At 43.3% G+C, this 12,461-nt stretch carries 12 protein-coding genes and 1 pseudogene; 12 read left to right on the forward strand and 1 reads right to left on the reverse strand.

Translation table 11 applies throughout. The features are described from left to right. Positions 1 to 27: 27 nt before the first annotated feature. The 10 genes and pseudogenes from cls (at position 28) to DWZ44_RS15225 (ending at position 9,802) form a co-directional block, all read left to right on the forward strand. Positions 28 to 1,587 (forward strand): cardiolipin synthase, encoded by a 1,560-nt coding sequence (gene cls / locus DWZ44_RS15180; RefSeq protein ID WP_055225912.1) that lies wholly within the window; start codon positions 28 to 30, stop codon positions 1,585 to 1,587. Between the two features lie 197 nt (positions 1,588 to 1,784). Continuing rightward, a complete protein-coding gene (locus DWZ44_RS15185; protein WP_117805236.1) occupies positions 1,785 to 3,218 on the forward strand; it encodes a phospholipase D family protein in 1,434 nt (477 codons plus the stop codon). Then, a complete protein-coding gene (locus DWZ44_RS15190; RefSeq protein ID WP_044024695.1) occupies positions 3,197 to 3,907 on the forward strand; it encodes a response regulator transcription factor in 711 nt (236 codons plus the stop codon). Before DWZ44_RS15185 ends, DWZ44_RS15190 begins: the two co-directional genes overlap by 22 nt. Continuing rightward, positions 3,907 to 4,950, forward strand: coding sequence for a sensor histidine kinase (locus DWZ44_RS15195; protein ID WP_055225915.1), 1,044 nt, complete (start codon positions 3,907 to 3,909; stop codon positions 4,948 to 4,950). Before DWZ44_RS15190 ends, DWZ44_RS15195 begins: the two co-directional genes overlap by 1 nt. Positions 4,951 to 4,981: 31 nt before the next feature. Continuing rightward, positions 4,982 to 6,025: an FUSC family protein gene (locus DWZ44_RS15200; protein ID WP_117802674.1), complete on the forward strand. Its 1,044-nt coding sequence runs from the start codon at positions 4,982 to 4,984 to the stop codon at positions 6,023 to 6,025. 11 nt (positions 6,026 to 6,036) lie between these two features. Further along, a pseudogene (locus DWZ44_RS15205) lies at positions 6,037 to 6,207 on the forward strand (CDP-alcohol phosphatidyltransferase family protein); the annotation flags it as partial. Positions 6,208 to 6,560: 353 nt separating this feature from the next. Continuing rightward, positions 6,561 to 6,740: a hypothetical protein gene (locus tag DWZ44_RS15210; protein WP_055225919.1), complete on the forward strand. Its 180-nt coding sequence runs from the start codon at positions 6,561 to 6,563 to the stop codon at positions 6,738 to 6,740. Continuing rightward, complete coding sequence (locus tag DWZ44_RS15215; RefSeq protein ID WP_055225921.1) at positions 6,724 to 7,407, forward strand: Crp/Fnr family transcriptional regulator; 684 nt, start codon at positions 6,724 to 6,726, stop codon at positions 7,405 to 7,407. Before DWZ44_RS15210 ends, DWZ44_RS15215 begins: the two co-directional genes overlap by 17 nt. Before the next feature lie 215 nt (positions 7,408 to 7,622). Further along, positions 7,623 to 9,257, forward strand: coding sequence for a hydroxylamine reductase (gene hcp, locus DWZ44_RS15220; protein WP_055225922.1), 1,635 nt, complete (start codon positions 7,623 to 7,625; stop codon positions 9,255 to 9,257). Between the two features lie 215 nt (positions 9,258 to 9,472). Beyond that, positions 9,473 to 9,802 carry a cupin domain-containing protein gene (locus DWZ44_RS15225; RefSeq protein ID WP_022462474.1) on the forward strand — a complete coding sequence of 110 codons (330 nt, stop codon included), beginning with the start codon at positions 9,473 to 9,475 and terminating at the stop codon, positions 9,800 to 9,802. Between the two features lie 95 nt (positions 9,803 to 9,897). Here the strand turns inward: DWZ44_RS15225 and DWZ44_RS18495 are convergent, their stop codons facing one another. Continuing rightward, entirely contained in the window at positions 9,898 to 10,149 is a 252-nt protein-coding gene (locus DWZ44_RS18495) for a hypothetical protein (protein ID WP_118697722.1), read from the reverse strand. A gap of 579 nt (positions 10,150 to 10,728) precedes the next feature. Here DWZ44_RS18495 and DWZ44_RS15235 point away from each other — a divergent pair. Continuing rightward, positions 10,729 to 11,382 (forward strand): YczE/YyaS/YitT family protein, encoded by a 654-nt coding sequence (locus tag DWZ44_RS15235; protein WP_022461580.1) that lies wholly within the window; start codon positions 10,729 to 10,731, stop codon positions 11,380 to 11,382. Positions 11,383 to 11,556: 174 nt separating this feature from the next. Beyond that, on the forward strand, positions 11,557 to 12,402 hold the full coding sequence (locus DWZ44_RS15240; protein ID WP_117805237.1) for a purine-nucleoside phosphorylase: 846 nt from the start codon (positions 11,557 to 11,559) through the stop codon (positions 12,400 to 12,402). The last annotated feature ends 59 nt before the right edge of the window (positions 12,403 to 12,461 follow it).

Here is a 12,461-nt window from a genome sequence, read left to right on the forward strand (position 1 = left end):
CTGAGCAAGTAGGAAGGTGGAATATATATGAAACAAGATACTTTAGAGGGCAAAGCAAAAACAAAAAATGGGGTAAAACGGCTGTGCTTTTCCATAATCTGCATTCTTCTGGAAGTGATTTTTATTATTACTATCGTAACACGCTTGAATGAATATGCAGAAATCATAAATTTATTTACAAGGATTTTGAGTGGGATCTTGGTTTTGGGATTGTACGCATCAAATAAGACATCCTCTATGAAAATGCCTTGGGTCATCTTAATTCTAATTTTCCCAATTATGGGTGTAGGCCTGTATTTGTTGATTGGTTTGAATGGCGGCACACATAAAATGCGTGAGCGATATGCAGAAATTGATAGCAAATTGTTACCAATGCTCCCGGACAGTCAGGAGTGTTTGAGCAGAATAAAAGAAACAATTCCGAAAGCAGGAAATATAGCAAGTTACATACAAAGAAATTCGCAGTATCCAATCTATCAGAATACGGATATTGTGTATTTTGATGAAGCAGTGAAAGGATTAGAGGCACAGCTTAAGGATTTGGGGAAAGCACAGAAGTTTATCTTTATGGAATATCATGCGATAGAAGACGCTGAAGCATGGCATAAGATTCAAGATGTTCTGGAAGAGCGAGTAAAAGCAGGTGTGAAAGTTAGAGTATTCTACGATGATATGGGTTCTATAGGCTTTATTAACACAGATTTTGTGAAAAAGATGGAGGCAATAGGAATTCATTGCCGTGTATTCAATCCGTTTATGCCAGGCTTAAATCTGTTTTTGAACAATCGTGATCATAGAAAAATAACAGTTATTGATGGAAAAGTCGGATTTACAGGTGGATATAATCTAGCAAACGAATATTTTAATTACACACACCCGTATGGACAGTGGAAAGATACAGGTATTCGTTTAGAAGGAGATGCTGTTCAGTCGCTTACGGTGACATTTTTGGAAATGTGGAATGCAGTAAGTGATAAGGATGCTAATGATTCTGATTTTAGTAAATACCTTTTCCACTATGATTATGCGGCACAGCAAACTGGGTTTGTTCAACCTTATGCAGACAGCCCTATGGATAATGAGCAAGTAGGAGAAGAAGTTTATATCAGTATGATAAATAAAGCTGAAAAATATTGTTGGTTTATGACTCCATATCTAATCATAACAGATGAAATGACGCATGCGTTATGTCTGGCTGCTAAGCGAGGGGTAGACGTAAGAATTATCACACCTGGTATCCCTGATAAAAAATTCATTTATAATATAACTCGTTCTTTTTATCATGGATTGGTTAAACATGGTGTTCGTGTTTATGAGTGGACTCCTGGTTTCTGTCATGCAAAAATGAGTGTGGCAGATGACTGTATGGCAACTTGTGGAACAATTAATCTGGATTATCGAAGTTTATATCACCATTTTGAAAACGGCTGTTTTATGGCAGATTGTCAGGCAGTTGTGGAAATAAAAAATGATCTGATAAGAACGATGGGAGAATGTCGTGATGTGACAGACCAATATCAAACCGGACGAAGTGCATATTTGCGACTGGGACAATTATTTATGAGATTATTTGCTGGATTGCTATAAGAATCTGATGAAACGACCTTTCAAAAAACAGTTGATTTAGAAGTTAACTGTTTTTGAAAGGCCGTTTTTACTATATCTAACAGTCTGTTGTACAAAGAAGATTTTGCATTGATGAAAAAACAAACCTTGTTGAGGTTAAATTGAGATTGACTTTGTATTGTATAAGTATGAAATAAAAAGGAATCAGGTGATGTACAATGAAAAAGTATAAAATATGTAAAATCCTTCTTGTTATACTGGCAATTTTTTTATGTGTGGCTTTTTATGAATTGCTCGGAATCCGCGTTGCATATAAAAAGCAGCCGGAAGTGTCCAATACAACCAAAAAAGAAACAAAAAATGTGTCATGGAACGAATGCAGTGAAAATACAGAACGGGCAGTAATCATAGAAAAGAATCCAGAAGCGCTTTTACAAAGAGTGCGTTTGATCAAGAATGCAAAAAAGGAAATTATTCTTTCTACTTTTGCATTTCAATCCGATGAAAGTGGAAAATTGATTTTAGGAGCACTGCATGATGCGGCAGACAAAGGTGTACATATTCGTCTGTTAATAGATGGAATGGAGAGCTGGATTGATATGGAAGGAAATCCGTATTTCTATGGATTATCTTCCCATGAGAATGTTGAAATTAAACTATATAATAAGGCCAATCCGTTGAAACCGTGGAAAATGATGGGTAGAATGCATGATAAATATTTGATTGCAGATGGAAAAAGATATATTCTTGGGGGAAGAAATACATACAATTATTTCCTGGGTGATTTTCCGGGACATAAGAACTATGACAGAGACGTGTTAGTGGTTTGCGATGAACCTGAGAAAGAAAATTCAGTTAACCAGTTGTTAGAGTATTTTGAAACGATATGGGAACAAGAAGACAGTGGTTATTTTCATGACAATAAAAAACTGGCAAATAGAAAATCTGTAAAGAACGCAGTTTTAGAACTGCAGAACGGCTATCAGAAATATTTTGAAGAGAATAAGGAAAGAATCTGCGATACCGATTACACGGACGAAACTTTTGAGACAGAAAAGATTGCATTAGTGTCAAATCCTATCCACACAGGTTCCAAGGAACCAGTAGTCTGGTATCAACTGGGAGAACTAATGAAAAATGCAAAAGAGCGCGTGAAAATTCATACACCATATATTATTTGCAATGATATGATGTATAATACATGGAAAGAGATTGCGGAGAGAGTTCCGGATTTTTCTATCATGACCAATTCGGTTGCCAACAATGGAAATCCGTTTGGTTCTGCTGATTATGCGAGAAACAGAAACAGAATTTTAAATACAGGAATTGATATCTGGGAGTATGAAGGCGGCTATTCTTACCACGGAAAAAGCATCCTGATTGATGATGATCTATCCGTAATCGGTTCCTTTAACATGGATATGAGAAGCACGTATCTGGATACGGAACTGATGCTTGTAATACGTAGCAAAGAGATTAATAAACAGTTGGAAGAAGGCATGATGGAATATGAAAGAGTGTCCCGACAGGTATTGGAAGATGGAACCTATCGTGATCCATATCATGTAGAGCCAATCGAATTAACAAAGAAACGTCAGAGAAAAATATTTTTGGTACAGCATCTGCTTGGATGGGCAAGGTATCTGTTTTAATAAGGAGGAAGGAAAACGTGTTTCAAATATTGATTGTAGAAGATGATAAAGAATTAAGCCAGCTATTCCAAAAAGTGCTTGAGAAGAATGGATATCAGGTCAAAAGTGCATCGGATGGAGCACTGGCATTAGAAATATTGGATAAAGAGTATATTGATCTGATCATTTCCGATATTATGATGCCGGTTATGGATGGTTATGAACTGGTGTCGGAACTCCGTTCAGCAGGATATCAGATACCGGTACTTATGATCACTGCGAAAGGTTCCTTTGATGATATGCGCCAGGGATTTCTTTCGGGAAGTGACGATTATATGGTAAAACCGGTAAATGTGAATGAAATGGTTTTAAGAGTTGGAGCACTGCTTCGCCGTGCACAGATACTGAATGAACACAAAATTGTGATCGGTTCAACAGAGTTTGATTATGATGCAATGACGGTTACAACTGATAAGGAAAGTCTTGTTTTGCCTAAAAAAGAATTCCTGCTTTTATATAAGCTTGCAGCTTCGCCAGGCAGAACATTTACAAAACAACAGTTGATGGATGAAGTATGGGGATACGAGACGGAGGCAGACCCACATACGATAGAGGTACATATAGGAAGAATCAGAGAGCGTTTTAAAGATAACCCTGATTTTGAAATCGTAACAATGCGTGGAATTGGATACAAGGTGGTGAAAAAATAATGGAACAAAAGAAAGAAAAAGGATTGCGGATCCGATCCTGTCTGACTGGTGCAATCTGGCTGGCACTTGTATTTTCAACAGTCATATCTGCTTTATTATTTGCTTTTTTGAATCATTTTTTTAATCTGCCGGGCAGCATATCTGTGCTTGGCTGGCTTTTGATTTTCAATACATTGATTGCCGGGCTGATCACTTCCTTTATTAATGCAAAGTTACTGGAACCAATTACCAGACTTAGTAAAGCAATGAAGGAAGTTTCTCAGGGAGATTTTGAACAGCATTTGGAAACGAACAGCCGTATAGCAGAAGTTGGAGAATCTTATCAAAGTTTTAACGTTATGACAAAAGAACTTCGTGCAACAGAGGTGCTGCAGATGGATTTTGTATCTGATGTTTCTCATGAGTTTAAGACCCCGATTAATGCCATTGAAGGATATACAATGCTGCTTCAGGGAGAAGAACTGTCTCCGGATCAAGAGGAATATGTAGAAAAAATCTTATTTAACACCCAAAGACTTTCCGGATTGGTTGGTAATATTTTGCTGTTATCCAAGTTAGAGAATCAGAATATACCAATGAAAAAAACAGAATATCGTCTGGATGAACAGATCCGCCAGGCATTTCTTTCATTGGAAACAAAATGGACAGAAAAAGAAATTGGTTTTCAGGTAGAATTGGAGGAAGTTAAATATACTGGGAATGAAGGACTTTTTATGCATATCTGGATAAATCTTTTGGATAATGCGATTAAGTTCAGCCCTTCAAAGGGGACAATTACGATGTTTCTGAAACAAGAACAGGATTCTGTTAAGTTCATTCTGGAAGATGAAGGACCAGGAATAGAGGATGATGTAAAATCCAGAATATTTGACAAGTTCTATCAGGTAGATGGATCTCATAAAGCAGAAGGAAATGGCCTAGGTCTTGCACTTGTAAAACGGATTGTAGATAGTGCCGGAGGAACAATCAAAGCAGAAAACCGTGAATATGGTGGATGCAGATTTGTTGTAGAGCTTCCAATCCAGAAAGATAAGGCCATATAAGTTTAAGAAAAACAGATAGAGGAGGAATTACATGACATTTTATCAGGAGTTGCAGTTAAATCAAGCAGGTTCTAAAAACCTGTTGAAAAAGAGTGAAACACTAAAAGAAAAATCATATCATATGTGGGTATATCTGGTGAAGATAGCTGCTACAATGGCATTTTGTTTTTGCTTTGTTAGTATTTTCAGTATCCTATTTGGAAATGAGAACAGCATTGTAGGTGTAGTAGTCTTATTATGTCTCATGGTGTTTAGAAATGCGGATCTGGGGATCCACACCGGACAATCTACGATGCTTTTGGCTTTGTTCTTTGTAATTATGACTGTATGTCCGCATTTAGCAAATCAGTTTTCACCGGTATTGGGAATGCTGTTAAATATTGCGGCACTGGCTGTGTTGATTCTGTTCGGATGCCATAATCCATTCATGTTTAATCAATCTACATTGGTTCTTGGGTATCTACTGCTATATGGTTATGATGTTACGGGAAAAAGCTATCAGATGCGATTAGTCGGAATGGCTTTAGGTGCAGCACTTACCTGCTTCGTATTTTATCGAAATCATAAAAACAGAACCTATAAAAGAAATCTGAAAGATCTGATACAAGAATTTGATATCACTTCTTCCAGAACAAAATGGCAGATATGTCAGATTTTATGCGTACCGATTGTCCTTTGCATTGCAGAACTTTGTAATATGCCACGTGCAATGTGGGCTGGTATTGCGGCCATGTCCACGATTTTGCCGTTTATGGAAGATATGCACTACAGAGTCCGTAAAAGGATTGTCGGAAATATTGCAGGTGTTATATGTTTTACAGTATTATATTTTCTGCTTCCTTCGTCAATCTATGCATATATAGGAATTCTTGGTGGAATCGGTGTAGGATTTTCAGCACAATATGGCTGGCAGGCAGTATTTAACACATTTGGTGCTTTAGCCATTGCAGCAGAGACTTATGGACTACAAGGAGCGGTTAGTCTTAGAGTGATTCAAAATGTTTTTGGTGTTGTGTTTGCTTTAGCATTTTGTGTTATATTTTATTGGTTTATGTCTAAAAAAAAAGGAAAGTAAGGTGACCGTACATGCAGAGTGAAGTGAATCAGGAAGAAAATTTGAATAGAATTATTACGGTTCCTAATCTTCTTTCTTTTTTTCGGCTTTGTCTGATTCCGGTAATTATATGGAGTTATTGTGTAAAGAAAAATCCTCTGTTAGCTGGTGAAATCTTATTGCTGTCTGAGCTTCCCGATATGTTCTGGTAAAGACTTGGACCATGGCAGAAGCTCTGTTAGAAAATCAGTTTTTTTATCCTCCACATGTTTAGGGATTTCTCTGAGCAGATGTCGAACTTTCCTATTATATAAGAAAATTCCGCATAGCCGCTGATGATAATGAGCTACATATCTTCCCGGATTTTTCTCAGCACCGAGCAGACTTCCAGTCCAAGTTCTTCCCCCAGGATCCTACCTTCCATCCTTTCTTTTCTGTCATACCCTGCTGTAAGTATAGCATAGACTTTTGTTTCCGACATTAAAAATTCCATCGACATCCGTTTCTGCACACGGTATAATAGGTATCATGTAAAGAAAAAGGAGGTTGTTTTCTTATGTTATCCTGCACCTACGAAGTAGTCGCCATCGATGGTGATTACGCGCATTTACGCCGCAATGACATCGAACCGGAGGACAATGAAATGAAACTGGTTGCCCGCGCACTGCTGCCGCCGGAAATTATGGAGGGCAGTATTTTGAAATACGAGATGCTGCAGTATGAAATCATTGGCTGATGCTGTTTTTCCGGCCGAGGTGTTTTCTCTCCCGCTCTTTCATGGCATCTCGGAAACCGGGCGGACGGCTCTTGTTTCGAGCGGGTGGCTGCGGACGTGTTCGTTTGAGAAAAACCAGACCATTTATCACATGGGTGACCGCGTGTCCGAACTGGGGATTGTGCTGTCCGGCAGCGTTTTCGTGGAGAATACGGATCTCTGGGGCAACCGCAGTATCTTAAGCAAGATCACCCCCGGCCAGGTATTTGCCGAAACGTATGCCTTCTGTCGGGAGCCGATGATGGTGAATGTCACGGCAGCCGAAGCCTCGACGGTTCTCTTTTTCAATCTTCGAAACCTCGACCAGACCGCCGATGGTGATGATGCATGGCTGTCCCAGCTTCGCAGTAACATGCTCCGCATCTCCATGCAGAAAAATCTTACCCTCTCCAACCGCATTTTCTGCACTACACCAAAGACGATCCGCGAGCGCGTGCTGGTCTACCTCGCCGCGCAGTCTGCCAAAACCGGCGCCGACACCTTTACGATCCCCTTCGACCGCCAGGGCCTCGCCGACTACCTGAACCTCGACCGGAGCGCCCTCTCCAAAGAACTCGGAAAAATGCAGAAAGAGGGAATCCTCGAATTTCATAAAAACAAATTTACGCTGCGTCATCCGTCTCTCTAGGCGGTACCGCAGCGTAAATTTTTTACCGTTTCATCGTTTCAAATGCTTATTTTTCATAAACGAATATACACAAAAAGTATTTTCCGTGGTTATAACCACATACTTTTCCTGTTATATCCGATATTCTGTACGTGTAAATTATGAAACTCCGCGCAGATCTGTTTTTCCCTCTGCGCTTAACCCCTCGGAAATACCCTACAGGAGGAACTATTTTTATGGAACAGAATATGTTTTGCTACCAGTGTCAGGAAACTGCCGGCTGCTCCGGCTGTACAAAATCCGGTGTCTGTGGAAAGCGCCCGGAGACAGCGGCGCTGCAGGATCTGCTGATCTGGACGACGAAAGGACTTTCCGCCGTGACGACACAGCTCCGCCGCGAAGGAAAAACCGTCGATGCCAGCGTCAATCATCTCATCACCGAAAACCTGTTTACGACCATCACAAACGTGAACTTTGATGATGATACGATCCGCGCACGAATTGAGGCAACGCTTGAGACCAAAGCGCTTCTCGCTCAGCTTGCCGACTGCTCCGCTCTGCCGGAAGCCGCCCTCTGGAACGGCACAACCGATGAGTTTGCCGCAAAAGCAGTAACCGTCGGCGTACTTTCCACGGAAAATGAGGACATCCGCTCTTTACGCGAGCTCATCACCTACGGTCTGAAAGGACTTGCCGCGTACACCAGCCATGCCAATGTTCTCTTAAAAGAAAACGAGGAAATCGATGCCTTCCTGCAGCGTGCTCTCGCCGCAACGCTCGACGATTCCCTCTCCGCAGAGGAACTGACGGCTCTCGCACTCGAGACCGGCTCCTACGGCGTGCAGGGAATGGCACTGCTCGATGAGGCCAATACTTCCGCTTACGGCAATCCGGAGATCACCACCGTCGATCTCAGTGTCGGCACCCGCCCGGGTATTCTCGTCTCCGGCCATGATCTGCGCGACCTCGAGATGCTGCTCGAGCAGACCGTGAACACCGGCATCGATGTTTACACCCACTCCGAAATGCTGCCTGCACACTACTATCCGGCGTTCAAAAAATATGAACATTTTAAGGGAAATTATGGTAACGCCTGGTGGAAACAGAAAGAAGAATTTGAAGCCTTCAACGGCCCGATTCTGATGACGACGAACTGTATCGTGCCGCCGAAGGACAGCTACAAAAACCGTATTTACACAACCGGAGCGGTTCGTTATCCGGGATGCCCGCACATCGACGGCGTCATCGGTGAGACAAAAGATTTCTCTCTGCTCATCGAACAGGCAAAGCACTGCGCACCGCCGACGGAACTCGAGCAGGGAACCATTGTCGGAGGCTTCGCCCATGCACAGGTACTCGCCCTGGCAGACCAGATCGTCGATGCCGTGAAATCCGGCGCGATCAAAAAATTCGTTGTCATGGCTGGATGTGACGGCCGTGCAAAGAGCCGCAGCTATTACTCTGATTTTGCACAGGCACTGCCGAAAGACACCGTGATTCTGACCGCCGGCTGTGCAAAATACAAATACAACAAGCTGAACCTCGGCGACATCAACGGCATTCCGCGCGTCCTCGATGCCGGCCAGTGCAATGATTCCTACTCTCTTGCCGTGATTGCACTGAAATTAAAGGAGGTCTTCGGCCTCGACGATATCAACGATCTGCCGATCATCTACAATATTTCCTGGTACGAGCAGAAAGCTGTGATTGTTCTTCTGGCACTGCTGTCTCTCGGTGTCAAGAACATCCACCTCGGCCCGACACTCCCGGCATTTTTAAGCCCGAATGTTGCAGCTCTTCTCGTTGAAAACTTCGGCATCGCCGGAATCGATACCGTTGAAAACGATATGGAATTGTTTTTCGGGAAATAAAGAAAACCCCTTGCTTTCTTTCATTTTTCCACGTATACTGTATATGTTCAGACAAAAATATCTTTGAATTTGGGCATATCAGAAAACGGACCGCAGATTCCATTTCTATACACGCCCGACACTGATGAGTCATCTCATCTTAATCACACATTTTTAGAACGTGCCTGGGAATTTTTTCAGACACGTTCTCATTCTATCACGGAGATTTATGAACTATGAGCATCATGAAAAATATCAATAAAGCCAAGGTTATGGTCTTAAAAGATCAGGTTTCCTACCAGGAAGGCCAGATCGTCAGCAAAACACTGGTACAGAATGAATCCGTCAGCATCACCTTATTTGCCTTCGACAAAGGCGAAGAAATCAGCACCCACGAGTCCGGCGGCGACGCCTTCGTCACCTGCCTCGACGGAACCGGTGAAATCACCATCGACGGCGTAAAATACGAACTCCACGAAGGCGAATCCATCGTCATGCCGGCAAAACATCCGCATGCAGTGTATGGCAAAGAGCAGTATAAGATGCTTCTGGTAGTGGTATTCTAACGTATCCTTTTTGAACCAATTATTGATATGCCTGGCAAAATAAGGCAGCATGTCTCAGGATTTCCTGTGATATGCTGCCTTGCCTTTTTATTCATTTACGCCTTTTCTATCAGGCATTCATTCTTTTTGGTCTTTTTATCATAATTAATTCCAACCAGTAGAATATCTCCAATATACGGTTCCAATGATGCAATGTACTTTTTCTCTTTGATCTGATCCGTCTCCACCCACAGATGGGCTATGAGCTCCTCAGCAAATGGGATTCCACAAGACCATACGCCGAGGCGGCGCTCTACCACCATCTCTGGTACGACGAAAAAGGCGGCTATCCGCGCGAGTATACCCATAAAGGCAACGACAACGCTATTCTCTACCAGATCCTCACCTGCGCCGATTGTCTCGGTGCGGCAACCGATTCCGTCGGGCGGCTGATCACCGCGGAACGCGAACAGTTATACCGCGAAGTCTTCGGTAAAAACGTGGAGCTGGTTCTATAACTTTGGTTTCTGTTTATGACACTAATTCGTATATCCGTATATTGTAGTTCTTTTCAAGGTTCTGTCCGTCTCGCGTGGACACATTGTAGAATGCACAAATTTCATTCAGCTCACATGTTCATTTTGTTAATTTATTAATGAACGTATTTTTTCAATTTTATGTTTTATGTTAATTTATGTTCATTTATCGTTCATCATTTTGTGAACTCCAAGTTGACATCATTAAAAGAAAATAGTTTACATTTTGGAAAAAATATACTAAAATAACAGAAACGGTCAAATCTCCGCCAAAAAACGGCGGAGATTTTTCTGGAAAGAAGGGCGAAAAACGTGTTGGAAAGACGATCGAAAAATTTCGAAGGAAATGCGTAGAAAATCCGCCCGAAAAGGTGAAAAGCCAAGCATAAATCACAGGGAGGAACTCATACTATGAAAGAAATCATCCAGGGCTTCTACCAGAAGAAACATTTCTGGACCCGCCTGATTCTGGTCATCGCTGCCGTCATCCTGATGGGCTTTGCGCTCTCATGGCTGCTTCTCGTCGATCTCGGCACCGATCCGTGTACCTTGTTAAACCAGACCATCTCCACCCGCCTCGGCATCAGCATCGGAAACTGGCAGGCGCTCTTCAATACCGTCCTGCTCATCTTCGTTATCATTTTCGGCGGCAGAAACTTAGGCTTCGGAACCCTCGCAAACATGTTTCTCGTGGGATATTCCATCGACTTTTTCTCCTGGATCTGGGCGAAAGTCCTTCCGGCAGACCTCTTCACCTCGATGGGTGTGCGAATCGCCGTGCTGATCCCGGCGCTGATCCTGTTTATCCTTGCCGCATCCTTCTATATGGATGTTGATATGGGAACTGCACCATACGACGCAGTATCCTTCATTATCTCCACCCACCTGCCGAACGTTTCGTTCCGTGTGATCCGCATCGTCTACGACTTCGTTGTCACCGCGATCGCCGTTCTGCTCGGCGGAAAACTCGGCATTGTCACCGTGCTGATGGTTATTACCCTCGGTCCGGTCATTGAATGGCTGGGAAATATCATGAAACAGCATCTGAATATTTTTGATGACTGAAATCATTGCTTTTCCGCGCTTTCTATACTACAATAGAACTACCAGATGATCTTTTTTCTAAAAGAAAAGCCTGCCTCCGGGACTCACATCTCTGTGGCAGGCTTTTCTTCCCTAAAAATAGCCGAAAAAAGACTCAAAAAGCAGAAAATCATTTATATTAAGGAGGTTTTTCCTATGAGCAACACCCCAAACCCTGTTTACGAAAAACTGATGAAATGCTACGAGAGCTTCCGCTCCCAGATCGATTTCCAGCCGGAAGTCGCACTGATTCTCGGTTCCGGCCTCGGTGATTTTGCGAATGATATCCGCGTTACCGCAACCCTCGATTACCACGATATCGAAGGCTTCCCGGTTTCCACTGTTCCGGGCCACGCGGGCCGTTTTATCTTCGGCTACGTCGGCGATGTGCCGGTTGTCTGCATGCAGGGCCGCGTTCATTATTATGAAGGCTATCCGATTACCGACGTTGTTCTCCCGACCCGCCTCATGAAACTGATGGGCGCAAAAGCACTGTTCTTAACCAACGCCGCCGGCGGCATCAAACAGGGCACAAAGCCAGGCTCTCTGATGCTGTTAAACGGCCAGATCGCCTGCTTCGTTCCATCTCCGCTTATCGGACCGAACATCGACGAGCTCGGCACCCGTTTCCCGGATATGAGCCAGATCTACGACCTTGAATTCCAGAAAATCGCACGGAAAGCCGCAGCCAGCCTTGATATCGACCTGATGGAAGGCGTTTATCTGCAGCTCACCGGCCCGCAGTACGAGTCCCCGCAGGAAATCGCCATGTGCCGCACCCTCGGCGCAGACGCGGTCGGCATGAGCACCGCCTGTGAAGCCATCGCTGCACGCCATATGGGCATGCGCGTCATCGGTATTTCCTGCATTACCAATCTTGCCGCCGGCATCTCCCCGCAGCCTCTGTGCCATGCGGAAGTTCAGGAGGCAGCTGACATGGTTGCACCGCAGTTCAAAAAACTCGTTGCCGCAACGATTCAGGGCATCGCAAAGACACTGTAAACACACAGCGGCCGGGGTCTGTCAAAAAAACAGGCCCCGGCCGCTGAAAACAGCACGTA

The sequence above is a fragment of the Blautia sp. AF32-4BH genome (assembly GCF_003460565.1).
Classification (GTDB): domain Bacteria; phylum Bacillota; class Clostridia; order Lachnospirales; family Lachnospiraceae; genus Fusicatenibacter; species Fusicatenibacter saccharivorans.

Excerpts from the sequence above, each read along its gene's own strand:
- DWZ44_RS15185 (WP_117805236.1), top strand. The coding sequence starts at position 1,785 with ATGAAAAAGTATAAAATATGTAAAATCCTTCTTGTTATACTGGCAATT.
- hcp (WP_055225922.1), top strand. The coding sequence starts at position 7,623 with ATGGAACAGAATATGTTTTGCTACCAGTGTCAGGAAACTGCCGGCTGC.
- DWZ44_RS18495 (WP_118697722.1), bottom strand. The coding sequence starts at position 10,149 with ATGGGTATACTCGCGCGGATAGCCGCCTTTTTCGTCGTACCAGAGATG.
- DWZ44_RS15235 (WP_022461580.1), top strand. The coding sequence starts at position 10,729 with ATGAAAGAAATCATCCAGGGCTTCTACCAGAAGAAACATTTCTGGACC.
- DWZ44_RS15215 (WP_055225921.1), top strand. The coding sequence starts at position 6,724 with ATGAAATCATTGGCTGATGCTGTTTTTCCGGCCGAGGTGTTTTCTCTC.
- DWZ44_RS15225 (WP_022462474.1), top strand. The coding sequence starts at position 9,473 with ATGAGCATCATGAAAAATATCAATAAAGCCAAGGTTATGGTCTTAAAA.
- DWZ44_RS15190 (WP_044024695.1), top strand. The coding sequence starts at position 3,197 with ATGGGCAAGGTATCTGTTTTAATAAGGAGGAAGGAAAACGTGTTTCAA.
- DWZ44_RS15200 (WP_117802674.1), top strand. The coding sequence starts at position 4,982 with ATGACATTTTATCAGGAGTTGCAGTTAAATCAAGCAGGTTCTAAAAAC.
- DWZ44_RS15210 (WP_055225919.1), top strand. The coding sequence starts at position 6,561 with ATGTTATCCTGCACCTACGAAGTAGTCGCCATCGATGGTGATTACGCG.
- DWZ44_RS15240 (WP_117805237.1), top strand. The coding sequence starts at position 11,557 with ATGAGCAACACCCCAAACCCTGTTTACGAAAAACTGATGAAATGCTAC.
- cls (WP_055225912.1), top strand. The coding sequence starts at position 28 with ATGAAACAAGATACTTTAGAGGGCAAAGCAAAAACAAAAAATGGGGTA.
- DWZ44_RS15195 (WP_055225915.1), top strand. The coding sequence starts at position 3,907 with ATGGAACAAAAGAAAGAAAAAGGATTGCGGATCCGATCCTGTCTGACT.